Annotated in this window: 24 protein-coding genes; 12 read left to right on the forward strand and 12 right to left on the reverse strand. The window is 45.7% G+C overall.

The genetic code is table 11. The annotated features are described in order from the left end of the window. Positions 1–2264 precede the first annotated feature (2264 nt). From AC2JBO_RS25455 to AC2JBO_RS25470, 4 genes are all read right to left on the reverse strand, one after another. Positions 2265–2609: a hypothetical protein gene (locus AC2JBO_RS25455; RefSeq protein ID WP_496956425.1), complete on the reverse strand. Its 345-nt coding sequence runs from the start codon at positions 2607–2609 to the stop codon at positions 2265–2267. 213 nt (positions 2610–2822) lie between these two features. Then, positions 2823–2951: a hypothetical protein gene (locus AC2JBO_RS25460; protein ID WP_496956426.1), complete on the reverse strand. Its 129-nt coding sequence runs from the start codon at positions 2949–2951 to the stop codon at positions 2823–2825. A 1412-nt stretch (positions 2952–4363) separates the two neighbouring features. Beyond that, the gene (locus AC2JBO_RS25465) at positions 4364–4684 is read right to left on the reverse strand and encodes a hypothetical protein (RefSeq protein WP_496956427.1); all 321 of its coding nucleotides are present in this window, start codon (positions 4682–4684) and stop codon (positions 4364–4366) included. 575 nt (positions 4685–5259) lie between these two features. After that, positions 5260–5853, reverse strand: coding sequence for a response regulator transcription factor (locus AC2JBO_RS25470; protein WP_496956428.1), 594 nt, complete (start codon positions 5851–5853; stop codon positions 5260–5262). Between the two features lie 316 nt (positions 5854–6169). Between AC2JBO_RS25470 and AC2JBO_RS25475 the strand changes: the two genes are divergently transcribed. Together AC2JBO_RS25475 and AC2JBO_RS25480 are read left to right on the forward strand one after the other, a co-directional pair. Continuing rightward, positions 6170–6481 carry a hypothetical protein gene (locus AC2JBO_RS25475; RefSeq protein ID WP_496956429.1) on the forward strand — a complete coding sequence of 104 codons (312 nt, stop codon included), beginning with the start codon at positions 6170–6172 and terminating at the stop codon, positions 6479–6481. Between the two features lie 198 nt (positions 6482–6679). Then, complete coding sequence (locus AC2JBO_RS25480) at positions 6680–7150, forward strand: DUF6456 domain-containing protein (protein WP_496956430.1); 471 nt, start codon at positions 6680–6682, stop codon at positions 7148–7150. Here AC2JBO_RS25480 and AC2JBO_RS25485 read toward each other — a convergent pair. The 4 genes from AC2JBO_RS25485 to AC2JBO_RS25500 all read right to left on the reverse strand — a co-directional run bounded on the left by AC2JBO_RS25485 (position 7121) and on the right by AC2JBO_RS25500 (position 9562). Beyond that, the gene (locus tag AC2JBO_RS25485) at positions 7121–7675 is read right to left on the reverse strand and encodes a hemerythrin domain-containing protein (protein WP_409610463.1); all 555 of its coding nucleotides are present in this window, start codon (positions 7673–7675) and stop codon (positions 7121–7123) included. The two genes, AC2JBO_RS25480 and AC2JBO_RS25485, sit on opposite strands and share 30 nt — an antisense overlap. Positions 7676–7750: 75 nt before the next feature. Next, the gene (locus AC2JBO_RS25490; protein ID WP_409610465.1) at positions 7751–8179 is read right to left on the reverse strand and encodes a SufE family protein; all 429 of its coding nucleotides are present in this window, start codon (positions 8177–8179) and stop codon (positions 7751–7753) included. 666 nt (positions 8180–8845) lie between these two features. Continuing rightward, positions 8846–9115, reverse strand: a complete 270-nt coding sequence (locus AC2JBO_RS25495) for a hypothetical protein (RefSeq protein WP_496956431.1) — start codon at positions 9113–9115, stop codon at positions 8846–8848. A gap of 204 nt (positions 9116–9319) precedes the next feature. Continuing rightward, on the reverse strand, positions 9320–9562 hold the full coding sequence (locus tag AC2JBO_RS25500) for a helix-turn-helix domain-containing protein (RefSeq protein WP_496956432.1): 243 nt from the start codon (positions 9560–9562) through the stop codon (positions 9320–9322). A gap of 183 nt (positions 9563–9745) precedes the next feature. On the opposite strand from AC2JBO_RS25500, the gene AC2JBO_RS25505 reads away from it, so the two are divergent. The 6 genes from AC2JBO_RS25505 to AC2JBO_RS25530 all read left to right on the forward strand — a co-directional run bounded on the left by AC2JBO_RS25505 (position 9746) and on the right by AC2JBO_RS25530 (position 19485). Beyond that, complete coding sequence (locus AC2JBO_RS25505) at positions 9746–11245, forward strand: hypothetical protein (protein ID WP_496956433.1); 1500 nt, start codon at positions 9746–9748, stop codon at positions 11243–11245. 188 nt (positions 11246–11433) lie between these two features. Beyond that, positions 11434–13821, forward strand: a complete 2388-nt coding sequence (locus AC2JBO_RS25510; protein ID WP_496956434.1) for a CHAT domain-containing protein — start codon at positions 11434–11436, stop codon at positions 13819–13821. Between the two features lie 226 nt (positions 13822–14047). Continuing rightward, positions 14048–14710: an AAA family ATPase gene (locus AC2JBO_RS25515; protein WP_496956435.1), complete on the forward strand. Its 663-nt coding sequence runs from the start codon at positions 14048–14050 to the stop codon at positions 14708–14710. Positions 14711–14845: 135 nt separating this feature from the next. Then, positions 14846–15748 carry a ParB/RepB/Spo0J family partition protein gene (locus AC2JBO_RS25520; protein ID WP_496956436.1) on the forward strand — a complete coding sequence of 301 codons (903 nt, stop codon included), beginning with the start codon at positions 14846–14848 and terminating at the stop codon, positions 15746–15748. A gap of 335 nt (positions 15749–16083) precedes the next feature. After that, positions 16084–17769 (forward strand): ParB/RepB/Spo0J family partition protein, encoded by a 1686-nt coding sequence (locus AC2JBO_RS25525; RefSeq protein WP_496956437.1) that lies wholly within the window; start codon positions 16084–16086, stop codon positions 17767–17769. Between the two features lie 363 nt (positions 17770–18132). Continuing rightward, positions 18133–19485: a tetratricopeptide repeat protein gene (locus tag AC2JBO_RS25530; protein WP_496956438.1), complete on the forward strand. Its 1353-nt coding sequence runs from the start codon at positions 18133–18135 to the stop codon at positions 19483–19485. A 219-nt stretch (positions 19486–19704) separates the two neighbouring features. Here AC2JBO_RS25530 and AC2JBO_RS25535 read toward each other — a convergent pair whose 3' ends face one another. From AC2JBO_RS25535 to AC2JBO_RS25550, 4 genes are all read right to left on the reverse strand, one after another. Next, positions 19705–20007 (reverse strand): helix-turn-helix domain-containing protein, encoded by a 303-nt coding sequence (locus AC2JBO_RS25535; protein ID WP_496956439.1) that lies wholly within the window; start codon positions 20005–20007, stop codon positions 19705–19707. A gap of 113 nt (positions 20008–20120) precedes the next feature. Next, positions 20121–20684: a hypothetical protein gene (locus AC2JBO_RS25540; RefSeq protein ID WP_496956440.1), complete on the reverse strand. Its 564-nt coding sequence runs from the start codon at positions 20682–20684 to the stop codon at positions 20121–20123. Between the two features lie 730 nt (positions 20685–21414). After that, positions 21415–21969: a thermonuclease family protein gene (locus AC2JBO_RS25545; RefSeq protein WP_496956441.1), complete on the reverse strand. Its 555-nt coding sequence runs from the start codon at positions 21967–21969 to the stop codon at positions 21415–21417. After that, complete coding sequence (locus AC2JBO_RS25550; RefSeq protein WP_496956442.1) at positions 21944–22543, reverse strand: hypothetical protein; 600 nt, start codon at positions 22541–22543, stop codon at positions 21944–21946. The genes AC2JBO_RS25545 and AC2JBO_RS25550 overlap by 26 nt, the downstream gene beginning before the upstream one ends. An 81-nt stretch (positions 22544–22624) precedes the next feature. On the opposite strand from AC2JBO_RS25550, the gene AC2JBO_RS25555 reads away from it, so the two are divergent. The 4 genes from AC2JBO_RS25555 to AC2JBO_RS25570 all read left to right on the forward strand — a co-directional run bounded on the left by AC2JBO_RS25555 (position 22625) and on the right by AC2JBO_RS25570 (position 25866). Beyond that, complete coding sequence (locus AC2JBO_RS25555) at positions 22625–23263, forward strand: hypothetical protein (protein WP_496956443.1); 639 nt, start codon at positions 22625–22627, stop codon at positions 23261–23263. 80 nt (positions 23264–23343) lie between these two features. After that, on the forward strand, positions 23344–24525 hold the full coding sequence (locus tag AC2JBO_RS25560; protein ID WP_496956444.1) for a hypothetical protein: 1182 nt from the start codon (positions 23344–23346) through the stop codon (positions 24523–24525). Further along, positions 24497–25147 (forward strand): hypothetical protein, encoded by a 651-nt coding sequence (locus tag AC2JBO_RS25565; RefSeq protein WP_496956445.1) that lies wholly within the window; start codon positions 24497–24499, stop codon positions 25145–25147. The genes AC2JBO_RS25560 and AC2JBO_RS25565 overlap by 29 nt, the downstream gene beginning before the upstream one ends. A 170-nt stretch (positions 25148–25317) precedes the next feature. After that, the gene (locus AC2JBO_RS25570; RefSeq protein ID WP_496956446.1) at positions 25318–25866 is read left to right on the forward strand and encodes a hypothetical protein; all 549 of its coding nucleotides are present in this window, start codon (positions 25318–25320) and stop codon (positions 25864–25866) included. Positions 25867–25990: the final 124 nt, after the last annotated feature.

The following is a 25990-nucleotide window of genomic DNA, read 5'->3' on the forward strand; positions in this document are numbered from 1 at the left end:
CTGCTGTCTGTGCTGCAGCAGCTGGATGGCAGCAGCATCACAGCCATGGCAGCAGCAGCAGACAGCAGCGGCAGCCACACCATCACACTGACTGCTGTGAGAAGCGCACCACCACCAGCAGCAGCAGCAGCAGTTCCTGTAGCAGCAGCTGCTGTACTGCCAGGTGGCACCCCCACTGTGAAGCAGGAGCCTCAGCAGCAGCAGCAGCAGCAGCAGCAGCCGGATGTATGCCAGCTGCCAGCGTACGCAGCAGCAGCGCTGGCAGCCGCAAGGATGGGCGCTGCACAACCACCTGTGCAAGTGAAGGTCGAGCAGCAGCAGCAGGAGGTGGTGTCGAGCTTAGGTGCGGCACCACCCCCGCCGGCAGCAGCAGCAGCAACCAGCAACCCCAGCCCCTTCGCTGCTGCTGCAGCATCAGCAGCTAATGGAGCGACATCTGAGCAGCACCAGCACCAGACAGCAGGGCATATGTCACTGCCTGGTGCAGCAGCAACAGCAGCAGCTGTTGTCAGGTGTGGCAGCGTGGGCAGTGCCCTGCTGGTGCTGCCGCAGGTTGGCAGCAGCAGCCACACAGCAGGCGCTGCTGCTGCTGCTGCTGCTGCTGAGTCAGCAGAGGAGGGGCCTCAAGGCACAACAAACAGTGCAGCAGCACCACCTGGCAGCGCTGCAACCAGTGGTGCCTTGCAGGACAACTCACAGCCAAACGCAGCTGCAGCAGCAGTGTCTGGCGGTGCGGCAGGTGCAGCATCAGGGCTTGCGTCTATGCCTGTGTCTGTGCTGTTGGGTCAGCTGGGCTTCCCCTCACTGAGCCACCTGTTTGAGGCGGAGATGGTGACCACAGTAGGCGTGTTGGCGCTGATGACGCGGCAGGACTATGCCGACCTGAAAGTGCCTAAGGGGGCGGCACTGACCATCATGGAGGCATGCAGGCAGCTGAAGGGAACACAGTAGCTATCTGATGCAAACGGTGTGCAGTGATGCAACCTGGGCCTGCTTATGCTATCACGCCTATCACTCCAATGTTTCTCGTGACAGCCTGCTGTTGGTGCTGGCTGCACTGCTATAGGAGTACATGTCGTGATCTTTGTAGCTTACCGGCTAGGTATGCCCCTTCATGACCTTAACTTTATGGCGGTGAGAGCATGTGGTGCGCGTGACAGACAAACTTGCGGCAATCATGCACGTCCATGCATGGCACATGCAGAATTGTAGAGACATGTCACAACCGACGGGACCCATGCTCCGCTGCAGGCTAGATATAGTTTCAATCAGCCATGCTGTTGACATTGTGTGCTGCTTTACGTGTTATCGATCGAAAGGCGTCGGGCGTCGTCGGTTTGTGCTACATGTCAAACTAGGCTGTCGGCACCGGCGTTCACCCCCTCACCTTGCTACGACATCTCCAACACACCTTGCGTGTGCCTTCTGACTTTCAACATGTATTGGACGAGTACCACTTTCATACCTTGAGCAAGCAGCCGTTGGCATTCATCCCTTTGACGGTTAGCAGGTCCCGGACACATGCAGGAGCATAGCACGATTGCGCTGCATACCGTAGCATATGCCGCAGCACTTGCATGCTGATCTATCAGTTCGAACATCAGGCAGGCGTGTAGGCAGGCAGGTGATCAGTCAGGCATCTGCCTGCAGAATCCCAGTCACTAAGTTGAGCGGCATGCTGCACAAGATCCTGTTGCATATATGCAACATGTCCTGTCCCCCACATTTCTTGTTAGATTTGTTGCAGTTCACTCCTGCAGCATGCTTGAGCAGCCACGCACCATGTATTGCCTGTCCATGTGAACATGTTGAGCAACACACTTTATGAGCAGCGCGTATCATGTCTCTGCACCATGCGTGAGCAGCTCACGGACGTGTACATGTGCATGTGCAGCAGGCAACATGGCCAGCCGTGGAGAATTAAGCAGCAGCGCAAAGAAGGGGCCGCTGGTCAACACGGTGAGACGCATGCTGCATGGCCTGCAAGCAGCTAGCGCGATGGCATGATGCCAGTACAGTGCATGGCACGGCAGAAGCTCCTGCGGCAGCGTACGCCAAGCTGGCACCCACTGTTGGCATGCGCGCACAGTACGTTTGCTTTGCTGCAATGCTGCAGGGATGATGCGTAGCATGCCTTGCAAGCAGCTGGTTTGTGCAGTCATGGCATGCATGTCTGCTGACAGCAGAATAACAACCTAGACTAGAATCCATTCTGAACATTGTACCAGGCAAGGCCAACAGCCGCTACGGCGGCCATGTACTGTTCATGCATGTACAGCAGGACGAGGGGCAACAGCAGCAGCAGTAGCTGTCACAGCACCAGCAGCAGAATGAAAGTTCACACGCACAGCACCACATGACCAGCATGAGCAGCCATGATCATAACAAGCACACCTTAGCAAAACAGCAGCAGCAATGGGAGCAGCAGGAGAGACAGTGGCGGGTGCAAAAGGCGCAGCTGCAGGCCGCCCTCGCTGCTGTGGACAGACACATGTTGGCTGAGGAAGCGACTTCAAGTCAGTGCTGGTACTGGTTTGGTAAGCAAGGCAGTTGGCCATTGAGTGATGAGTGTGAGTTTGTTGGTTGCCACGTGTTGCGTCAGCCGACACTCTGCATGCGCACTATACGGCGTGTGCGGCTGTGTCTGAGTGCTTTGGATGCTGCAGAGACAGCACAGGCAGCTACCACTTTGACTGGGACGGAAGTGCAGTCAGCAGCTTGCAGTTCGGCCAGCAGCAGCAGCAGCAGCAGCAGCAGCAGTGGCAGCGGCAGCAGGAAACAAAACACAGTCATCAGCACAGGCACACATATGTCCAACTGCCTCAAGCTGATGCCCCAATGCGCAACGGAACAGCACCAGCACCAGCTGCTGCTGCACCAGCAGCACCAGCAGCAGCAGCTGCAGCTGCACCAGCAGCACCAGCAGCAGCAGCAGCAGGTGTGTCTGGCATGTCTGTGTCTGATCTGTTGATGGATTGGGCCTAGGCGAGTATGCTACTCTGTTCGAGGCGGAGCTGGTCAGCAGCGTAGGCGTGTTGGCGCTGATGACGCGTCAGGACTATGCCGCCTGAAAGTGCCTCAAGGGGCGGCACTGACCATCATGGAGGCATGCAGGCACTTGATGGGAGAGCAGTAGCGCTGCTGCTTTCAACAATGATTGATTGACGATTGGAAGTTGCTACAGGAGTTCTCATGCTGGTTTTTGCTTGTAGTGCTGTTGTTCAATGCAATACATCCCAGCAGGCCGTCTGCTGGTCGCCCAGTTAGTGTTTGCTCTCATGCCAAATGTTGTGAGGTGGCACTGCAGCCTAGACTGCAGATCTAGATCAAGCAGTGATGCAAACAAGAAGAGGGGTTACAGATCTGACAGCAATGCAGCGCCGTTGGTTGGACCATACGCAGCCTTGTCTTATGTAAAAGGATGCCTGCTGTGTACGGTGTTCTTCCATGCACTGCCGCAGCTGTCACAGACTGTGATGGCTGCTTATGACTTCGGTGTTGGAGGCCTATCACTGTCAACCTCACCCATCAGGTGTTCTAGATTGCTGGCTTTCCGTCTCATGTGCAGCCGTGCCCGTCACTATGAGCCAGCCCCCCTGGTTCAGCAAGATTCAGCCACTGGGAGCTGGCACATTCAGCAACATTCAGTGCTGAATGTTGTGCGGTGAAAGCTGCTTCAAGTCGCTGAAAGGCGCTGAGACTGCTGAAAAGGGTAGCACACTCAGTGTCACCAATCAATAATTCAGCATTATTCACTGCTGAATACTGCTGCTACTGAAAACTTCAGCGCCAGTGAAAGCGCCCGAATTTTCACCCGGCAGTTTCAGCAGTGAAAGACGATGAGTATTTGAGTTTCACGTAATAATTCATTCCTTATCATGGCTGGATTTTTCACCAAGCATGACTTCTTTCACTATTATTGCGTGCATCGGCTGCTGAATCGGAGACCGGGAGAATTCGTTCAATTTCGCTACGCACTGGAATTGTTGTGGGTATCATCGGGGCGGAGGAAGGGCTGGTTAGCTAGGCATCTGTCTCTTTACCCAGTCATCGCGCCTTCAGGCTGTGCCAAGCTTAGCCTGCCGACCTACTGTACAGCACCCAGATCATCATGCGCCTGTCCTCCACCCATGTGGCCACAGCACATGCTACACTGTCATGTTGCTGTCCTCCACCGGTGGGCCACACAAAGGGTGCTACCATACAGCTGCTGTATGGTAGCACCCTGGCATAGTATGACAATCAGCTAGCCACTTTGCAGTGGTAGTCCCGCAAGCATCACGCACGCCTTGCAAGCACTAGCAGACTGCAACTGCACGGCCATGCTGATGTACATGGGTCGACAGTACGACCAAGCAGTCAATCAACAAGTGACCTCATTTGCTGTGCACATCAGCGCCAGGGTTGCGCTGGTCAACGGCTTCATGCTGCTGATCACGTCTGCAGCGCTCTCCCCTGTAAAAGGATCTGCAAAGAACACACCAGCCACCGGCCAGGTCACCTGCTGCACCTCGCTGCCGCCAAGGTCTAGCATCTCGCCCCTGTCCTTGGGAACAGCAGCTGGCACATCTCTCAGCCCACCAAACAGCAGCGGCTTAGACAGGTAGTCCACCTCGCCGTTCACCATGCTCCTGAACTCTGTCAAGAACACGTGTGTGACCTCGACCGTCACAGTCTCAGCCATGTCAAAGGCCCCCTCTTCACACTCCTCCAGCAGCGATCGTGTGAGGTTCTTGGTCTCCTGCAGGCTAGTCGCGAAGTGAAGTCCTGGACGAACACCGTGCGACTAGCCTGCAGTGTGTGGTCCGCACATACCGCGGCGGTTAGTGTGCATGAACAGTGCTAGTGCAAGCTTGCCTTAAGGGCAACGCAGTATTATTGTCAAAGAGCTCTTTGACAACCTCGAGGTTGATGAGATCATGATCAAGCGACTGGAGCTGCTTGTTGCAATGCCAGTTATCAGCTGTGCCGGCAACGGCTGTTTGAGACAATGCATGCTTTTTGACTTACTTTGCAGGGCACCATCGGTGCCTCGGGTACTATTCTGCAAAGCGCCAATGCTGTTATGTACTGCAATACTGCTCGACCAAAAACGGCACATGCAAGCGGTGGGTTGTGAGACCATGCAGCTCACAATGGGCCATCCTGTGTCTCAGACACGGGCGAGGCTCGCCAACATGCTACTGACTTCCCAATCACACAGCACACCCAATCAAGCCATAGCAGTTGTTGCTGGCCATAGTACACAAAGCTGCTTTCTCATGGCCAGTAATTAGAGACGTCGATGATCTTCAGCTCAGGCTCGTCCATGCCGCCGTACAGGTGGTTCAGGAACATTTCCTTGGTCAGGGTCGTGCCCTTGCGGAGCGAAAGCAGCTCCAGCATCTGATATTCCTTGCCGGTCAGGTGCACGCGGTGGCCGTCCACCTCCACCGTCTTGGCGTCCAGGTTCACGGCGATCTCGCCGGTGTGGATGATGGCCTGGGCGTGCCCCTTGGAGCGACGCACCACGGCGTGGACGCGGGCGATCAGCTCGTCCTTGTGGAAGGGCTTGGTCAGATAGTCGTCGGCGCCGCCGCCGAACGTCTTGACCTTGCTTTCGATCTCGTGGCTTCCGGACAGGATCATCACCGGCGTATTGACCTTGCCCACGCGCAGCTGACGCAGGACCTCGAGGCCGCTCATGTCTGGCAGGTTCAGGTCCAGAAGGATCAGGTCGTAGTCATAGATCTTGCCCAGATCGATGCCTTCTTCACCCAGGTCCGTCGTATAGACGTTGAAACTTTCCGACTTCAGCATCAGCTCGATGCTTTGCGCGGTCGCGTGATCGTCTTCGATAAGCAGAACGCGCATTCATGCCCCTCCAGGCAAAGCTTGACGGTGGATCCGCCCGTAAGCCGAGCGGTAACCTTGTTTGGACGTTAATCTCTCAAAACCTTAAGAAGGGTTAACGTCCCTAATTGAGACGAATCGTAGGCTGATTTGCGAATCGCCGTCGAGAGTCCCGATTCGCTCAAGCCAAAATATTTTCGCCGCCTCCGGCTTCCCACAGCGGCTCGCAACCTCAGGGCGACGCCGCGACCGACTCTGACGTTGAATGGGGATATATTCCTATCTCAACACGTGACGGCCTTAGGCTGGTCGCATGCAGTCAGAGGAGTTTGGGGACATGCAGGAAGCCTATCTCGTGCCAGTGGGCCAGGCCGATCGGATCAAGGCTGATCTGGCGGTGCATCTGGTCGCCGCCGCCTTCGGCGTCCCTGCCGAACGGATGATGGTGCGCGGGCGGGCCGAGCCTGTCGCCTGCCATGCCCGTCGGGTCGCCATCTATCTTGTCCACGTGACGTACGGGTGGACACTGGAGCGCGTGGGCCATGTCTTTCGCGTCAACCGCGCGCGGGCGCCGCCTGTCGCTGGGTCGAGGACCGCCGCGACGAGCCGGACTTCGATCGGGCGGTCGAACAGCTTGGCGAAACCCTGATCTGGCCCTCGGCCAGCCCGGTGCGCGAGTTGTTGGCTTGAGCCGGCTGGCCGAGAGGGCGCGCGGTCTTCTGGAGCGCCCCGGCGCCTGGCTCGATCCGTGCGGCGACGACTATCGCGTGCGGCTGCGGCCCGCCAAGCCGCACCTCGCGCCTTAACTGAACGAGCGGGACGGCCGGGCCTGGTCGAAGGCTCGCGAGTGGTGATCGAGCCCGGCGGCGTCATGGTGCGGCGGCGCGCAAATCTCGGACAGTCGCCGGTCGCATGGTTGGCCGCGCGACGCGACCCGACGGGAGCGCCCCTGCTGACGGCGACGCAGGCGGCGGCCGGCGCGCGGTTGACCCTGGACGCCGAGCGGGCCCAGGCCGGCCCGTCGCTGACGATGCGCTGGGATGCCTTGCCCCGCTCAGGCGCAGGTGGCCGAACGCGCGGCGAGCCTACCGACCCGGCGCTCGCCGCCGCCCGTCGCGTGGTGCAGGCACTCGCCGCCGTCGGGCCCGCGCATCGCGCTGCCTTGGACTGGATCTGCGTGCGCGGCACGGCCCTCGGCGTCGCCGAGCGCGGACTCGGGCTGCGCCGTCGCCAAGGCCGGTTCGCACTCGCCAGGGCGCTGGACGCCCTGGCCGAGCACTATGGCGCGCTAGCGCGCCACGGTTCCGGCCTCGTCTGACTGCGCCTGCGCCTGTTCGGTGTCGTCACCCTGCATCGTGAGGGTCTGCGCGGGCTTGCCGGTTTGAAACTCCTCCATCGCAGCCCGGCGCCGTTCGCGCATCCGATCCGCCAGCGCGTCCATATCCAGGCCTGCCGCTCGCGCCTGGCTGAACATGCCCTCGACCCGCTTTTCCTCTTCCTCGACGTGGTGTTCGATCAGTTCTGACAGCACCTTGACCTTGGCGTCGTAGAAGTCGTCCTCGGGACCGCCCGCTTCGATGTCATTGATGAGGGTCTTGGCGCTGTCGTGCTCGACATAAGCCTCATCGACGAGATCGTCCTCGATCCGTCCACGACAGGCCGGATAGAAGATTTCCTCTTCGATCAGCGTATGGACCTTCAGCTCCAGGCAGGCCTGCTCAGCCAGCGCCTGTTTTCTGTCACGGCTGCGCGCCTTCTCGAACGCCTCGAAGATCTCCTCCACCTTGCGGTGATCAGCCTTCAGCATGGCGATCGCGTCCATCTGCTCGTAGGTCTGCGTCATGATGTCTTCTCCTGGTCCTGAGACCGGGAAAGAGGCCCGCACGCGCGATGTTCCCTGCGAACGATTGTCGATGTATCAGCCGGCCGCCGCCGCCTCGCGGATGCGCCCGACCATGCTGTTCAGCCCATTGGCGCGCTGGCGCGTCAGGGCCGAGGGCAGGCCCAGCCGGTCCAGGGCGGCGCGCGCGTCGAAGCCGAGGATCTCGGCCGGGGCGCGGCCCGAGTACAGCTTCAGCAGCAGGGCGATGTTGCCCTTGGACAGGGCGCTGTCGGAATCGGCGTCAAACCACAGCCGGCCGGCCTCCCGGCGGCTGGACAGCCAGACCTGGGCCGCGCAGCCCGGCACCTTGTTGGCCTCGATCCGCGCGGCGTCGGGCAGCGGATCCAGCCCCTTGCCAAGGTCGATGACGTAGCCGATGCGCCCCTCCCAGTCGCCCAGCAGGTCGAACTCCTCGACCAGTTCGGCCAGGGTCTCGTCGATCGAAAGGGCGGGCGGCGTTGTCATGCGGTGCAGATAGGGTCCCGGCCCCCGACTTGTCCACGGCGGCGGTTCGCCTGTGAGGTGCGCGCGCTTGGGGCGACTCACTCGCGCGCCTAGGCTCGGCCGTATTTTGCACCGAGGCTGAAGCCCGCTTGTCCCGCACCACCCTCACGTCAGATCCGATCGCGGAGGCCCTTCCGGCCGAATCCCTTTCAGGGATTGAAACTTAGTAATGAGTTTTGCAGTCTGAGAAATTAACCCCTAACAATTATTAATAATCCCTTTCAGGGATTGAAACGCAAACGCACATCTGCTGAAAACTATTAGTTAATCTAACAATTATTAATAATCCCTTTCAGGGATTGAAACACCAGCTAACCAATGCCAAAACAAACTAGTGAACTAACAATTATTAATAATCCCTTTCAGGGATTGAAACGCTAGATTCGTATAGCTTAAACCTACGTAAAGAACTAACAATTATTAATAATCCCTTTCAGGGATTGAAACGCAAAGAATACTTGCAACTAAACATGAAACAATCCAACTAACAATTATTAATAATCCCTTTCAGGGATTGAAACAAATCCTCCTCAAGAAGCTCTTCAATAATAATTTCTAAAAATTATGTTTTGTTTAAAGACGAATACTTGATGTTGTTGAGTATTGAGGCGCCTGAGTACAATTTTTTCAAGACAGTGAGTGTAAAGCTACCGCGCGCACAAGTCGGTTAACATCAGTCGCAAGTTGAGAAAGCACAGGCTTGGGTGTACTGGGATTTTGAGCAATAGCATATCTTTCTATCCAACATAACGAATTAGCGTGTTGTTCCAAAAACTCTGCTGGCGCCAATGGGTGAAGCAGTAAAATAAAACGTGGAGACGTTGGTTCTTTTGAACTAACAAATTTTGCAAGAAGGGCGCCTGCTTTTTTGGGGTCTTTCTGAATAAGTGCTTTCATAGCGTGCACGCGGATATTAAAAAACCCTTTGCGCTTCCTAGATAAAGTTAAAAGTGTTTCCACACTTGTATTTAGATGTTTAATCACGGCAATTAAAACCTCGTGATTTGGATGAAAAGCTAATTTATGTAGAGTTTCTGCTGATGTGTTTGGGTTATTTGCAACTGCTAGACGTAAGGAAATATTTCTAAAGTTTTTATTCTGTTACGCTTCGTTTGTTGTTTCGGTATCAAATCTTACTTCTAAGTCTACCCCCAAAGCTTTTTCAATTCCCCTCAATGTCGCAATCGGTAACTCTTGAATTTTTTCATTTTCTATTCGATTCCAGTGAGGCACGCTTATACCTGCTGTAGCCGCCAATTCAGTAAGAGATTTATTTGATAGCACTCGGTAATCTTTTATACGTTTACCTAACCCAGGAAACTCTTTGCTGAAAGTAACTCGCATCCACGCTATTCCATACAAAATACCTCCTTAGTATCTCCCCTCCCATCAATATCATCACAACTTGTTAAGTGTTGCATTTAAAGTATTACTTATAATGTAATATAAAGAAAATAAGAGAAGCGGTTTTGTTTTTCAGGCTTAAACCGCTTCATGTCCAACAATATTTTTAGGACTGTCTACATTATGCATGAATCTACTGCTTTTAGCCAACCTACCCAGTTTGAAGTTAAGAGCGCCTCTGCTACTGAGTTTAAAGCAGGTGCCGATTTAAATCCTCCACTCAAGCTAACCTACAACTTCAACTACCGCGAGTTCAATAGTCATGACCTTCAGGAATTAGCCAAAGCTACTCTTGGTAACTTTATGGGTTTCATGCGAGTAACGTTTGATGGCTTGCTGGAGAACGGTAAAGCCTTACAAAACTTTTACTTACAGTGTGTCACTACATGCCCAGACGGGAAGAAAGCTTTTTCTGAATGGCTAGCTACTGATTTTGGCGCCTCGCGTTATGTAGCAGAGTCCGCGATGAAAATATCAGCATGGTTTGAAAAATTACCATTAAGGTTACAGCACTTAGTTCGTGTAAAAGTTCAGCACTGGAAGATTTCAGCACTGCGTCTATTAACGCGCGTAACAGAGGATGTGTTAGAGGAAATAATTACCACTGGCAAGAAAACAGCTGCACAAGTGAAGAAGTTCATTGCTAAGAAAGCTAAGAAAGCATCTTCTGACAAAGTATTAAGTAGTAGTAAGTTAATTCCACAATTGCCAGTGGTGGATTCACAAGTCCAAATAGAACTGGCGCCTGTTGAATCACTAGAAATTTCTACACAAGAACTGGCACCTCCTACACAAGAATTGGGTTTAGGAGTGAGAATTGTAGTTCAAAACGAGTCCACAGGATGGAACGGCGCCTGCGGGATAATCACCGATATTGGCAACAACGATGATTTTTGGGTTCTGCTTGACCATGTTATTGCTCAAGGAAGACCTGCAAAACATTTGCTCAAATCTCACCAATTACGGTTGGAAAGACCAAACTCGGCTAAAATTCTTACCACCGCTGACATCGAACAAATAAAGGCAGAAACTATCAAGCAGTATAAGTTGGAAAATGCAGAAGCAGAACAAGCTAGGTTTGCGGAAATTAAAGGCGCCGCTATTGAAGCTGCTAGAAGAGAAATCGCTTCGTACCAGAAACATGCTCAAAACGTGACTGAGAAAGTATCCAAGCTAGTTGAGCAATTAGAGGCGTATGAGCAAGAAATCGCGCGCTTACAATCCTTGAATGTTGAGAACCAACAATTACAACAACGAGTAACAGAACTGGAAAACGCTCTTGTCGGTGCCACGAAAGATAGTTGGGGTAATACTTTCAATGCTCAAGCTGCCAAAGTACTTAATTCCAATATCGAGAAAACAGTACCTCAACTACTGTCCAAAATTGAACGGTTAGAAAAAGATTTACAGGAAAAAGATGCTGTTATTGCTCTTCTTCAGCAAAATTCGGAATCTGATTCAGTTATTTCATCTTTAGGAGAAGTTGGAGAAACCCTTGGTTGGAATGGTTGGCGCCGTTCTGGATATCGCGATAGCAACGGCACATTACATAAAGGTATTAGTGCGATTAGTGCATTTGTTTTGGATTTAACGCGCGAGTTTCAGCAAGAAGCTGCATTCTAAAAAGAGTTGCATTAATCAAATAATACTAACCGTATCGTTTTGCTAAAACGATTACGCGGTGCTGGGATTTTATAGGCGATATCATTCTTCGGTTGCTGATTTTTCATTTTGATTATCAGACGTAGCGAGTGGCGCCAAACGAAAAGCTCAAGCTTGAAAAACGGAAATAATAGTTAAATTTAATCAATATGCATTTCTTAGAGGGCGCCGGAAATATAAGAATAGAGTTATCTTCGCTCCTGCGTCATTTTATGCATATCTACAAGTTCAGTCACGTGTTACTGACGTTGCTCATTGCCACAGCTTCCACCCCTTTACTATTCCCATTGTCAGGTAGCGCACAGGTTAAAACACAAACAGTGGATGCTAAGAAACGAGAGGCTGATAGATTATTACAACAAGGTATTGAACAGTTTGAAACAAGTCAATTCACCGCAGCGTTAGAATCTTGTCAACAAGCACTCTCTATCTACCGCGAAATCAAAGACCGTCATGGCGAAGGTAATGCACTTGGTAATATCGGTAATAACTATCAGTTTTTGGGAGACTACTCTAGAGCTATTGAATATCATAAGCAGGCTTTGATAATACTACGAGAATTTGATGACCGTAACGGGGAAGGTACAGCGCTGACTAATCTCGGCATTTTAAATTTCTTTTTGGGAGATTACGCAGGCGCCATTGACTACTATAAACAAGCTTTGAAAATCACACAAGAGATTAATGACCCTCGAATGGAGGCTAAAGTAATGAGTAATCTCGGTCTTGTCTACAAAAATCTGGGAGACTACTTCAAAGCCATTGAATACTACAAACAAGCTTTGAAAATCGCAATCACAATTAATGACCCTCGAACAGAGAGTACAGCACTAGGTAATCTTGGTGTTGCAATGAAAAATCTGGGATATTACCGCGAAGCTATTGACTATTATCAACGACGTTTGAAAATTGCAATCGTAATTAATGACCGTTATGGTGAGGGTCAATCACTAGGTAATATCGGTATTGCCTACGATGCTTTAGGAGATTACCCCAAAGCTATTGACTACTATCAAAAAAGTTTACAAATCATACGAAAAATTAATAACCGTAAGGATGAGGGTGATACCCTTAACAATCTAGGTGCTACTTACTACAAACAAGGGAATCTCAAACTAGCAGAAAATAACCTATTCGAGGCAATAAAAGTTAAAGAATCTTTGCGAAATCGCACTCTAAAAGATAACGAAAAAGTATCGATTTCTGACGCGCAGCGTAATACATACCAAACTCTACAACAAGTCCTTATCGCCCTTCAGAAAAATAATGCAGCCCTCGAAATAGCTGAACGCGGTCGGGGACGTGCGTTTGTAGAGTTGCTCGCAAGTAAAATATCACCCAGCGTCCAACAATTACCTATACCTCCAACAATTGCAGAAATTCAACAAACTGCCAAAACCCATAATAGCACTTTGGTACAGTATTCAATTATTTCTGAAGACTTCAAAGTTCAAAGTAAGTTGCAAGGTGAAGAGTCAAAATTATATATTTGGGTTATTAGTCCAACAGGTAATATTGAATTCCGTAAAGTTGACCTCAAACCCTTGTGGCAAAAAGAAAATACTAATTTATCAAAATTAATCACTACTGTTCGCAACAATATCGGCACCAGGGGTACTTCATACCGAGGCATCCAAGTAAGCTACAACCAAGATAATACTAACACGAAGAATAATTTAAGGTGCCTGCACAAACTACTAATCGACCCAATCGCTGACTTATTACCAAAAAACGAAAACGACAGAGTTGTTTTTATTCCTCAAGAAAGCTTATTCCTTGTTCCATTCGGCGCCTTACAAGACGAAGCAGGTAAATATCTAATTGAGAAGCATACTATTCTCACAGCCCCATCAATACAAGTACTCGATTTAACACGTAAACAACGCGAGGCACAAAAAACACCCCTTCAAGATGTACTAATTGTAGGTAATCCCACAATGCCATTTGTACCACCATTAATTGGCGCCCCTCCCCAACAACTGGCGCCACTCCCCGGTACAGAGAAAGAAGCAAAAGCTATTGGTAATTTATTAAACACAAAACCTTTGATAGGTAACGAAGCTACGAAAGCTGCTGTATTGGAAAAATTACCCCGCGCGCGCTTTGTCCATCTAGCAACACACGGGATATTCGACGACGTTCAAGGTATTAATAGTAGTATTGCACTGGCGCCTAGTCCAAATAAGTCAGATAAAAGCGACAATGGTTTACTTACTGCTGGAGAGATTTTAGATTTAAAACTTAATGCTGAGTTAGTTGTGTTAAGTGCTTGTGATACTGGACGAGGGAAAATTACTGGGGATGGGGTAATTGGATTATCGCGCGCGTTGAGTAGTGCGGGAGTACCTAGTGTTTTAGTATCGTTATGGTCTGTTCCAGATGCACCGACAGCACAGTTAATGACTGAATTTTATAAGAATTTACAGAAAGACCCCGACAAAGCGCAAGCACTGAGACAAGCTATGTTAACTACAATGAAGAGTAGCCCAAACCCTGTTGATTGGGCAGCTTTTACGCTAATTGGGGAAGCAAATTAATAAATATCCAGGTATTTGAGTACTTGAGTATTTATTAATGAGCGTCAACGTCAACGCAGTTTTCCCTCGAAAGGTAGCGAGTGGCGCCTCTCGGTTATTTGATAAAAAAAGGCGCCAATAAATATCCCACCTAAAATTTAATAAAAATATTTACGTTTCAAAGGTAGAATAACCACCATTGAGCAAAATACATAAAAGAATTGACTGAAAAATCATGATAATAGGGTTGACAAACCAAAAGGGTGGAGCAGGCAAAACCACCATATCCGGGCATTTTGCACACTGGCTGAGTAAGCGCGGAACAGTACTTATAGTCGATGCTGACGCGCAAGCAAGCTCGACGAACTGGATGAAAGATTTGCAATTACCATGCAAAACGATGATTGACCCAGATGATTTATTCGATGAATTGCCAAAACTAGCCGAACAGTACGACTGGGTAGTAGTCGATGGTCCTGGTAGTCTTAGCGAAACCACTAAAGCAATTTTATCTCGATGCGACTTAGCCTTAGTACCATGCAAACCAGCTGGACTCGATATGCATAGCACCTCCAAAATGCTACGAATATTACGACAAGCTAAGGAATTGCGTTCGGGGGCGCCACTAGTTGGTTTATTTCTTAACCAAGCCAAGAAGGGGACAGTGCTACTCAAAGATGCTCAACGCGCACTATCTGAAAAAAATACAGGGTTCCCATTACTCAAAACGGTAATCTATGATTTACAAGTTATTGCTGATGCGCCAGGACAGGGAACGTCTGTTTGGGGCTTGAGTGGGGCAACTGCCAAACGCGCAGCACAAGAGTTTGATGAGTTGTTTACTGAAGCTCTACAAATAACAGGCGCCACCACCATGCCGAATTCAAAGTCGAAAACGGTTCGGAGTTAGTTACCACCAATAACGTTATTGGTGAATCTTAAATCAATCTTGGAAATAAATAATTTAGTTGAGTCAATTGCTTAATCTTGAGGTATCCTTTCATAATCCGTGCAGTTGATTGAATGTAAGTGTTGAGGATGATAAATGTCAAAACGTAGAAATGTTGAAGATTTTATATACAGGGATGATGTAGCGACAGTCAAAACATCAATGCCTATCAACATGATTGTACTGCCTGAATTAGAACTGCGGTACTTCATAGATGAGAAGGAAGTCGCAAAAATTGTAGCAACTGGCAGAAAAAATGGTATTATCGAGCCACTTCTCGTTCGTCCAATTCTAGATAGCGATAAGTACGAGGTAGTAGCAGGCGCCAAAAGGTATCGCGCATCTCAAATCCTCGAACTCGAAGAAGTCCCTGTGGTTATCCGCGAACTCAATGATGAAGAAGCATTGGAAATCGCGTTAATTGAAAACTTCGCACGTTCTTCTTTGACTGATTTAGAAGAAGCAGACGGTGTACTAAGACTCCTAGGAATGAAATTAGAAATACCTGTCAGCGAAGTACCCACACAACTGCACCATATTCAAAACCAATTACGCGATAGGTTAGCTACTATCAATAACGTTATTGGTGACGAAAAAATTCAATTGGTACAAGAAGTATTGACATCATTAGGGAATATTAAACTCGACTCGTTCATTAGCAACCGCTTACCTTTACTCAATCTACCCGATGATATTTTGTCAGTGTTGCGCGCGGGACAGTTGGAGGCAAGCAAAGCAAAGGTAATTGCGAAGGTAGAGGATATTGATGTTAGGAAGAAACTACTCTCCGAGGCAATAGCTGAAGAATTATCACTTACACAAATTAAGCAAAGAATCTCCGCTCTTACGCAATCACAGGAAAGTATTGAAGAAAAGCCACTTAAAGAGCGCGTTGATGATACCTTCAAGCGTTTAAAGAAAGCAAAAGTATGGGATGACCCGAAGAAGCAAGCTCGTATTGAGAAGCTTTTGGCACAGTTGAATGAGTTGATTAAATGAAGAGAGGCGATTGGTAAAAATCATGAAAGTTCCACCAAGGGTGGAGGTTTTAATATTGTTCGATTGAGCATATATTCTGTAAGCGAAATTTAATGGGAGCAACCCCCTTTATTAAAGTTAAGCGCTCCCTTGGCTCTTATTTCCCCTGAACGATTACGTTAAGAACTGGATTTCTGATACGTATTCTGGAAAGTAAACACAACTCAAAACCCGCAGTAATAAATATTTTGTTGACAAAAAATAAGTACACATACAGTTTAAAATAATAGAACCCTTCGCGGGTGGCTGCGTCAACAGCCATAGCCCCAAGGGTAGTACGTTACAGAACAACGCACATGAGTATCATACTGCATCAAACTAATGGGTTAGAGATTGGGCAACGTCGTGAAGATGGCTACATAAACGCAACTGCAATGTGTGTAGCTTATAAAAAGGATATTTCAGACTGGTTAGCGCTGAATTCAGTCCTAGAATTAGTTACTGCTTTGGCTTTCCGTTTAAATATTGAACCTAATCCGGTGAAATCACCGAATTCATTAAAAACAAGGGTTGCAGCCACCTACCCCACTTTAGTTGTCGTAAAACGAGGTGCCCCTAATAAAGGTGGCGGAACTTGGATACACTATAAATTAGCTGTTCCTTTAGCAATGTGGATTAGTGCAGAGTTTGCATTATTAGTTTCCGATTGGGTTGAACATTGGCTAATTACTTACCAAAATCCAATAACTGAATCAATACCTTCATATAAAGAAGCCGCAGCTAAAGCTTACATTGAAAGCTCGCAAGCTTTAAACCGTACTATACATACAGCAATACATCAACAGACAGACTCACTTAAAGAAGCTTTAAAATTTTTAACTCAAAACGATAATTTAACTGTCGGTGAGGAATTGGCGCCACCCCAGGTAGAACAAGCTCCTGATATTAATACGGTAAGATTGGATTTAATTAAGCTTCCTCACAACCAACCTAGGCGTTATTTTGATGAGCAGAAGCTTCTTGAGTTATCTGAATCAATTAAGGAGTTTGGCATATTACAACCACTATTGGTTAGACAAGGAGATAATGGGGAGTATGAACTTATTGCAGGGGAACGGCGCCTGCGCGCGGCAAAGGAAGCTAAACTAACTGAAGTACCAATTGTTAGTAAAGAACTTTCGGTTAAAACATCATTGCCTATAAGCAATGTGGTGTTACCTGCATTAGAGTTGCGGTACTTCATTGATGAAAAAGAAGTCGCAAAAATTGTAGCAACTGGCAGAAAAAATGGGATCATCGAGCCACTTCTCGTTCGTCCGATTCTAGATAGCGATAAGTACGAGGTAGTAGCAGGCGCCAAACGGTATCGCGCATCTCAAATCCTCGAACTCGAAGAAGTCCCTGTGGTTATCCGCGAACTCAATGATGAAGAAGCATTGGAAATCGCGTTAATTGAAAACTTCGCACGTTCTTCTTTGACTGATTTAGAAGAAGCAGACGGTGTACTAAGACTCCTAGGAATGAAATTAGAAATACCTGTCAGCGAAGTACCCACACAACTGCACCATATTCAAAACCAATTACGCGATAGGTTAGCTACTATCAATAACGTTATTGGTGACGAAAAAATTCAATTGGTACAAGAAGTATTGACATCATTAGGGAATATTAAACTCGACTCGTTCATTAGCAACCGCTTACCTTTACTCAATCTACCCGATGATATTTTGTCAGTGTTGCGCGCGGGACAGTTGGAGGCAAGCAAAGCAAAGGTAATTGCGAAGGTAGAGGATATTGATGTTAGGAAGAAACTACTCTCCGAGGCAATAGCTGAAGAATTATCACTTACACAAATCAAGCAAAGAATTTCCAAAGAACAACAATCACTAAAAGGTGAGCAAAAAAACACTGAAGAAAAGCCATTAAAAGAACGTGTTGATGACACCTTCAAGCGGCTAAAAAAATCCAAGGTAATGGATGACCCCAAAAAGCAAATTCGCATCGAAAAGCTATTGGCAGAGTTGAATGCGCTGATGAATTAAAGTAACGCACATCCCCTTGAAGTTTGGATTGAAAGAAGGTTACCAGCGAAAGGTTTAATTCGGTTGAGACTGAAAACCACAACAACTGGCACAACTCCTTGGTAGTATCTTATTCAAGTAAAAACGATAGGCGCCTGGGTAACTTGTTACTTATATGATTGTTCTCGCCTGAATAGGCAATAGCTGTTATTTTTAAATATAAGGTGTTTTGACTCTCATTGAGGGTTGCAGGAAATCTCGTTGCGACACCACACCACAATCTTTCACAGGTATGAACAATATTACAAATTGTAAAAATTTTGTGATATTTGCGTCAAATGCTTATCTCAAAGTGTAGATGTACGGTAGTTAAATAGCACAACTATGGACAAGCCAAGACCTGGTGATGCAGTTTTAGGGAACAACCAAGCTCCAAATACTCCATTCAATGCACTTGTACTAGGAGGAATTGAAGGTGCCAAGCATCGCTTAAACAGCACTTCACTATCTGTAAAGTTAGAAGCATTGGTCAGCGCGCTTAAATATGATGAAGAGGGATTGATATTAATACATGAGTTTATTAAAAATGAAGCTGATGCTTATGTAAGATGGATAGCGTCAAATTGGATATGGCTTCACGCAAGTGATACAGAGCGCACTCAGTTAATAAATTACATAACTTGTTTGAAGCATATCAGTAAGGAATTGATGTCAGCTATTCTGGCAACAATGGTTGCTGATATAACGGATACTTCAGTGGCGCCAGTACAGACACTTTTAAATAAAATAGAGAAAGCGCATATTAATAAAATTAGTCTTGGTAATTTATCGGTTAGATATAAAGAAGTTGGTGATTTCTATTACCCGCGTGTGGAGCAAGGACAGTTATCGAAACGATTATCAAAGGTAGTGGTAATTGCTTATCAAGAAGCAATTGCATATAGTAAAGACTCGTCTCAATTACCATATCTCTTGAATAAGCGAGGTTTGGCTTACTACTATTTAGGAGATTATCAAGCAGCTATAAAAGATTCTAGTCAAGCTATTCAAATTAATCCAAACTTAGCATGGGCTTACAATATCCGAAGTATAGCTTACTATGAATTAAAAGATTATCAAGCAGCTATAAAAGATTCTAATCAAGCTATCAAACTTAGTCCTAATTATTCAACTGCTTACTATAATCGAGGTTTAGCTCACTCTGCTTTAGAATATAGACAAGCAGCAATAGAAGATTACACTCAAGCTATTAAAATTAATCCTAACTATACAAACGCTTACAAAAATCGAGGTTATGATTACTATAAATTAGGAGATTATCAAGCGGCAATCAAAGACTACAATCAACTTATCAAAATTAATCCTAGTGATGAATGGACATACGACAGTAGAGGCTATGCTTACTACATGAGCGGAGATTATCAAGCAGCAATAAAAGATTACGAGCAAGCTCTCAAAATTAATCCTAATTATCAATGGGCTTATAACAACCGAGGTTTAACTTATCATTATGGTTTAGTAAATTATCAAGCAGCAATCAAAGATTATAGTCAAGCTATCAAAATTAATTCTGATTTTGCATGGCCTTACCACAACAGAGGTGATGTTTACTCAGTACTAGGAAACAAACAAGCTGCAACAGTCGATTATCAACAAGCTGCTATTTTATATAAACAACAAGGTGAAGAAAGCAGGTATCAAGAGATACTAGACCGCATCTCTAAACTTGAAAAATAGAAAAGCGTATTTTTACCGTTAGCACAAGCCGTAAGTTCTTTTGTTCTAACGTCAAATTCTGCGGATAAAGCGGCGCCCCCCCTGAACGGTTACAATTTCTTTAACTTGTCTAATTCGCATTATTACGTTATTAAGTATTCAAATAATATCCACTACTCTACAACCTGCACGTAAATAATATCAGTTTACGTAAAGGTATAAAATTTCAAATTTGAACTGTTATGATTCAGCGTCTTCAGAGGCTTCTGTAGGCTCATAAAGGTCGCTTGGATTGCAATTAAACAAGTCACAAAGCTTGGCTACACGCATAAACATTTTAGTTCCATCCCGACTTTTGTCCCAATTACGAACTGTCGAGACATCGATACCCAATGCCTTAGCTACCTGAGATTGGGTAAGACCTTTTTGCCGACGTAAAGCCTCAATCCCTCTGGGAGTATGCTTATCCGTTTCGTTTAGCGGTGGCTTAAAGTATGCAAGCAAGGCTTTTTCTACAGATTGAATTAAAGCGTTCGCTATCAAAGCGGGAAATTAGAGACTTATCAAAGGCGCCTTCCTTGCTCAATATCCTGAATTGCCAAGAGTGAGCAGGTGTATAAAAGACCATCAACATATATCAGCAAAAATACTGCAACCTACCTGAGTCCATAAGTATTTTCCATCTTTGATAAAGCACTAGAAATAAAACTTTCACCAATCAATGTTGGCCAACTTCCGTCTTTGCCGGTTACTATATCTATATAATGACTTGGATTAATGAATCCAATAAAAAGTATTCCACTATCAGACTCTTTATCATATTTATCATAAATAGCTTTGCATTCTATTGCTCTATTTAGGCTCTGTCTCATCAATTCTTTTTCATCTAAATAACAATAGCATAAAGCCATTAGTAAATTCGTTTGTTGGTCATAAGAGAGACCGCGCCTAACATCATTATATTGAATATTTCTTTGAAGTAAGTTTCTGTTTAAATACATATTCATAAAAGTTATATGTGCAGATTGCAAATGCCCAATTGCTAATTGAATCTCTCTCTTAGAATCTTTTGCCCAGTTCACATTTTTAAGCGAGAAGATAGCTGCATCAAACTCGATTCTTCCAAAAAGTTGTAATGCCTTTAATAAATCTCCTCCAGTTAGAAAAGCCTGTAATGAATTAGCTGTACTAACTACTTTAAGCAAAGTTGCTCCATCCATAATTTTTCTCCTATCTCTTACAAACTATGAAGGCGAATAAAATAAACTTGAGATATAACTACTTTTTTATATGATAAGTGTTCATATATAGAAGTAATTAAGCTGATAAGAAGATTAATAGTTTCAAATGCTCCAATTTATAAATAGGTATAATTCATGATAGCTTGTGCATATTGTTAGTGAGTATATAACGAGATTACAAATAGGACAGATTTACTTATTCTACAGCTTTTTGGGTACATATGTACGATTAGTTCTAGTATTGTTGTTATAGTTTCCGCCAATTAGATACTACAGCAATGTTTAGTTTAATTACGGAAAAATCATCAAAAAGTCGCAAATTCTCCTCCGGAGACACTACGTGAACGCAGGTCGCAAGCCGCTTTTTGAAACCTGCGTGTTGCGACCCAAGCGAGGGTTAGAAACCCCGTTCTTCAGAACGAATGTGTGTAAGACGTGGTCATTTTGAATTTGAACGTTAACGGAGTTATCCCTTTATGGTAGTGAGTGGTGCCTATAATCCCGCTGCTCTAACCACTTCCTACCTGTATTTTCTGCCGTGCGTGCGGAGTATCGGTTGGATTTAATATTTTGTACTTAATAATAGCTCTCTAAAAAATATTAAGTAATTTCTCTAATGCCTTTAATAGAAAAATTGATTCTACGGAGTATCTCAAACCGCACAAAGAATACACATGGCAAAGGCTGGTTAAAGTACCAGCCCTTTATTTTAATTTCTTTGAGACTTGCGATAATCCCACGGTTTAACTAAATCACTGCGCGACCATACACCGTTACGTTGACCGCGCGCTATCTCCTCAGCTTTCTCTAAGGCGCCTTTATTCGGGCATTTCCCTAGATACTGTCTATATATATAGGCATTCCCTGTCTTAACCTGCTCCTCATTCAAGAATTTTTCTGTATCTCCCTTTGATGTGAACACCTCAGCTACAGTACGCCCGTATTTATCCGTTTCTATTGGGTAGCCTATAACTTTGTTACCTACCTCAGAAACTAACCTTTGTAGATTAGCTTTAGATTCGGCGCCTAGCGGTTGCGTTTTCTCCGGACTGTCAATACAAGCGAGTCTAATCTTTTTGATCTCACCTGACTCTGTTTTTATCTTGATGGTGTCTCCATCTGAGACAGATAGAACAGTCCAGAAACCGGAATCTCTTTGAGGGATAGGCGCCTGACCATTTACCCCATTTAAGCGAGAAAGTGATAAATAAGCGAGGGTGCCGATTACCAACAACGGACTAATTGCGATTACTTTTTTTAACATAAATCATTCCAATAACCACTGCACTTAGTATTCCCAAAACAGCATTACTTTCTGAAACTCTCCTTAGCTTGTTAACTTTAACAATTGATGTAAATGATTTATCGCGCGTGTCGAGCAACATCAGCACCACATTATTACTCTGTACTCTAAACTCTGTTGTTTGAATTGTAGGCGCCACTCTCCAACCGCTACCTACATTTTGAGTAGCCATGCGGCTTGTGGCAAGTGTTGATAGGTTCGTACCATCAAAAAGATAAAAAATATCCTCGCCTCTAGTTTCTTGGGTGGCAAAAGTCCAATCAAATAAATAAGAGTTTCCTATTGTTAAATTTGTGAATTTTACAGCGCTTCCTTCCGTACCAATTGGAAGTTTTATATTCAAGTCTTTACTCAATAAATTAACGTCCCGCGCGTTTAGTGTCGAGAGTTCTAGGTTTTCATTGGCGCCTGCATTCCCGTACCGTATTGAACTAGAAAATGGCACAGTTGTGCTAGCAAATACAGGATTTATCAGGGTACTTAACGAAGTAATTGCGGTAATTGTGAAGAACAATAATGTTTTGAAAAAGTTCATATCAGTAAAGTTGTCAGATGACTATTAATAGTTACTTTTATAAGCTATAAAAAGTTCAATCAAGAAACAAATTGGTGTGATATGAAATTTCAAAAAAGTTTTATTTGTGCAGGATTAGTGATTAGTGCAATTGCTTCAAATATGGCGCCTGCAAGTGCCATCCCTTTCAAAGGAGACACAGTATATAAAGCTACAGATAGAGGTGTTCCATTATTAGTATTCAGTGCGTCACCTGGTTCACGGATACGTGTAAATTTAGGAAGTTCTGCTGCCACACAAGCAAGAGTAGCAGGCGCCTGTGGAGAGTTAAGACTGAGCGTACCAGCTTCCGGTTCATTTGCTGGATTAAAAGTTGATGGAACAGCAGTAGATGCAACGACTCTGCCTACTCAGACATTACCTTCTTGTGTAAGTGGCTCCTTTGCGGAAGCGCGCGCAGCTAACTTTAAAACACCTGCTGGACAGGTGATAATAGTGGGCAAAACACCGAACAGCGCTGTATCGATTGAACTCCCACAACCCTCTGTTGCAACGGTTTCAGTCAATGCTTGCGGATTCGGTGTATTACGACAAAGAACTGGACAAACATTACCAGCGACATTCAGTACAGATTCCACTTCTTACACGACAGCATCATTAAAAGATGCTTCGGCGCCACCGCTTTGTAGAACTGCCGGAGGCGCTGCTGCTGCTTACATCCCTTCTACTTGGACTCCCTAAATATTTGTAGTCGTTAAAAGCTTTGTGAATAATGTGTTCGCGACCAGCTTATTTATTTAATAAATTGGTCGCCCTTTTTTATGATGAAAAAAAGACTTTTATTATCTTTAACAGTTCTGATATCGGCGCCTTTTTTACTATTGGCGCCAGCGTCCGCGCAAACTGCACACCGTACCGAGCGTGAATTCTTTATCAGAGGATTAACTCCAAATAAACCCTATCAAATAGATATGGGTGGCTCACCATTAATACGCGCGGCAAACTCTAATAAATGTGGAGTACTGCAATTTAGACCAGGCGCCAATTTTAAGAACGGTGACAAAGTAGAAATTAAGGACGAGAAGTCTAACGTTACTTACGGATTTACATACAGCAGCAGTTTACCCAACGCAGAGGCGCCTAAATGTGAGGACAAGATTTTTACAGAAAAGAAAGTTTGGGTAACTCCTAACAACTTTATTGCTGTATCTGGGCTGGCGCCAAGTAGTCCACAAACAATTAGATTGTTATCTAGTAACCGAACAAGAAACGTAAGAGCTAATACTTGTGGTTTCATTTCGATCAACTTAGACAATAACAATTTACCAACAGCAATATTAACAGAGGGGAAAGCGTTCCCTACTTCGGTGCAGCCGTCGCGCGGTGTTGCTTGTCGTCGAGGACAACTTTATGTAGCATACCCTCCACCTGTTGAAGTTCAAGGTATGGATATTGCTACATGGGAGGCTCAACAGGCGCCGATTAACTTTTCCACTGGTGTTTCTTTATTGTCAATGGGCACTGTTACTACTGATGGGGGTGGTACAGGCTCTGGTGCAGGGGGAAGTACGGGAACAGGTTCTGGAGGTACAGCGGTAGTCGTTGAACCACCACCTCCACCGCCACCGCCGCCGCCTCCACCACCACCGTCGCCACCTCCTCCACCACCACCGCCGCCACCTCCTCCAACTTGTCCAGCGGGATATACAGGAACGTATCCTGATTGTGTACCCCCGGCACCACCAAAACCTCGTATGTGTAAAGTTGGTTCACAATTAGTAGTTTTTGAACTTGAAAAGAATACTACATATGATGTCGATGTAGACGATGAAATCTTTGATTCATTTGCAACGACAGATAGTAACGGTAAAGGTACATTTCCTAATTTCCGATGGACTGCAAAATACGAAGGAAACCCTGCCAACTTCATTATCTATAAACGCTCTGACCCAGATACAACAGTGATCACCGCGAATGTTTCGATTATTCAACCATGTGAGTAAAACTTTAATTACAGTGTTTGCCTTGACTACTTTATTTTGTGGTCAAGCGCGCGCTGTTCCTTACAAAGGTAACAATGTTTACCGAAGCACCGATAATCAAGGGCGCCCTATCATCATTCTAAGAGGTAATAGTAATACGGCTTGGCTATTAAACTATTTAAGTCAAGAAAAACCAGTTACTTTCTATGTCAATGCTTGTGGACTAATTAGGATTAATAACCGTAATAACAAAATCAGGCGCCTAATAGTTGGTACTACTGAAATTAATCTCTCTACTCTTAGAGTAGACACTGTTCCCAAGTGTGATAGAGAAATTAGTCCTTTCTCTTCTAACAATACTTCCAACTTCATCACACACAATGGAGTTATTTATATTGCTAACGCTGGTGACTCGTTTATGCCAGTTGATGGAAAAGTTCAACATCTAATAGAAAGAAGAATCACTCCTACCTTATGCGGGTTTGCAGTATTTAAGGCGCCGTTTAATAGAACTCGCTTTCCTGCTACTTTTGATTGGAATGGGAATACTTACCAAGTAGATAGTTTAGTCGCGGCGCCGGAACCTCCAAGATGTATCAAACAAAATAATTCTACAACTAGTCATATTCCACCAGATTACTAATTACATCAGCATGTTAAGAAATATTTTTCAATTTATCATCTCTAGTCTATGGTGGATGCTTTGCACTCACTTGTTAATGCTCATTTTAATATTTATTACAAAAACGAATTTATCAGTTTGTATCAACAATCAATCAAGTAGTAATTATCAACAATAGTAACTGCAAACTATTGTATTTATCAGATATTAAACTTAATTATGGTGACAAGGAAACTTTATTAGATAACATACAATGGCAAGCTAATATTGCTTTTGTCAGCTACAGTCTACGTATAGGTATTCGTGTTAATGAGCCAAGTATTTTGGAACTTCTGACGAATTACCTACCTCCTAGACAGGAGCTATCCCTTTCGCCTATTGTAGACAAGTTGTACTCAATAATTGTTGCTGAAAGTTCCCAAGAATTTAATAAGAGCGATCACCATCATTTACTTTATGACGAGGAAGGTGAATTGGCTCGAAGTCAAGAATTGGAGGAGATTTTTGACACTTTGGACTCTGAATTACGTTTATGGTTGGGTGTATCAGTTGCGGATAAATTATTTGTCCATGCAGGAGTAGTCAGTTGGTGCAATCGAGCTATAGTAATTCCTGGACGCAGTTTTAGTGGCAAAACTACTCTAGTAGCAGCATTGGTCAAGGCAGGAGCAATTTACTACTCAGACGAATATGCAGTATTTGATATTAACGGGCTAGTTCATCCTTATCCTAGACCTTGATTTTACGATTTTTGTAGAGTGGTGTCGATTTAGGCGCCTGTAACCCTTACCCAGTAAGCTTCCCTGAGAGAACTCTTTCTTAACTTCCCCGTTTAAAAGGGGATGGAAACTTCCGTAATCACGG

Source organism: Calothrix sp. CBUCES-K 9914 (genome assembly GCF_059640475.1).

What these genes read in the sequence shown, in the direction of transcription:
- AC2JBO_RS25460 (WP_496956426.1), bottom strand. Translation starts at nt 2,951, where the DNA reads ATGCCAGACACACCTGCTGCTGCTGCTGCTGGTGCTGCTGGTGCAGCT.
- AC2JBO_RS25465 (WP_496956427.1), bottom strand. Translation starts at nt 4,684, where the DNA reads ATGGCTGAGACTGTGACGGTCGAGGTCACACACGTGTTCTTGACAGAG.
- AC2JBO_RS25470 (WP_496956428.1), bottom strand. Translation starts at nt 5,853, where the DNA reads ATGCGCGTTCTGCTTATCGAAGACGATCACGCGACCGCGCAAAGCATC.
- AC2JBO_RS25475 (WP_496956429.1), top strand. Translation starts at nt 6,170, where the DNA reads ATGCAGGAAGCCTATCTCGTGCCAGTGGGCCAGGCCGATCGGATCAAG.
- AC2JBO_RS25485 (WP_409610463.1), bottom strand. Translation starts at nt 7,675, where the DNA reads ATGACGCAGACCTACGAGCAGATGGACGCGATCGCCATGCTGAAGGCT.
- AC2JBO_RS25490 (WP_409610465.1), bottom strand. Translation starts at nt 8,179, where the DNA reads ATGACAACGCCGCCCGCCCTTTCGATCGACGAGACCCTGGCCGAACTG.
- AC2JBO_RS25495 (WP_496956431.1), bottom strand. Translation starts at nt 9,115, where the DNA reads ATGAAAGCACTTATTCAGAAAGACCCCAAAAAAGCAGGCGCCCTTCTT.
- AC2JBO_RS25500 (WP_496956432.1), bottom strand. Translation starts at nt 9,562, where the DNA reads ATGCGAGTTACTTTCAGCAAAGAGTTTCCTGGGTTAGGTAAACGTATA.
- AC2JBO_RS25505 (WP_496956433.1), top strand. Translation starts at nt 9,746, where the DNA reads ATGCATGAATCTACTGCTTTTAGCCAACCTACCCAGTTTGAAGTTAAG.
- AC2JBO_RS25510 (WP_496956434.1), top strand. Translation starts at nt 11,434, where the DNA reads ATGCATTTCTTAGAGGGCGCCGGAAATATAAGAATAGAGTTATCTTCG.
- AC2JBO_RS25520 (WP_496956436.1), top strand. Translation starts at nt 14,846, where the DNA reads ATGTCAAAACGTAGAAATGTTGAAGATTTTATATACAGGGATGATGTA.
- AC2JBO_RS25525 (WP_496956437.1), top strand. Translation starts at nt 16,084, where the DNA reads ATGAGTATCATACTGCATCAAACTAATGGGTTAGAGATTGGGCAACGT.
- AC2JBO_RS25530 (WP_496956438.1), top strand. Translation starts at nt 18,133, where the DNA reads ATGGACAAGCCAAGACCTGGTGATGCAGTTTTAGGGAACAACCAAGCT.
- AC2JBO_RS25540 (WP_496956440.1), bottom strand. Translation starts at nt 20,684, where the DNA reads ATGGATGGAGCAACTTTGCTTAAAGTAGTTAGTACAGCTAATTCATTA.
- AC2JBO_RS25545 (WP_496956441.1), bottom strand. Translation starts at nt 21,969, where the DNA reads ATGTTAAAAAAAGTAATCGCAATTAGTCCGTTGTTGGTAATCGGCACC.
- AC2JBO_RS25550 (WP_496956442.1), bottom strand. Translation starts at nt 22,543, where the DNA reads ATGAACTTTTTCAAAACATTATTGTTCTTCACAATTACCGCAATTACT.
- AC2JBO_RS25555 (WP_496956443.1), top strand. Translation starts at nt 22,625, where the DNA reads ATGAAATTTCAAAAAAGTTTTATTTGTGCAGGATTAGTGATTAGTGCA.
- AC2JBO_RS25560 (WP_496956444.1), top strand. Translation starts at nt 23,344, where the DNA reads ATGATGAAAAAAAGACTTTTATTATCTTTAACAGTTCTGATATCGGCG.
- AC2JBO_RS25565 (WP_496956445.1), top strand. Translation starts at nt 24,497, where the DNA reads ATGTTTCGATTATTCAACCATGTGAGTAAAACTTTAATTACAGTGTTT.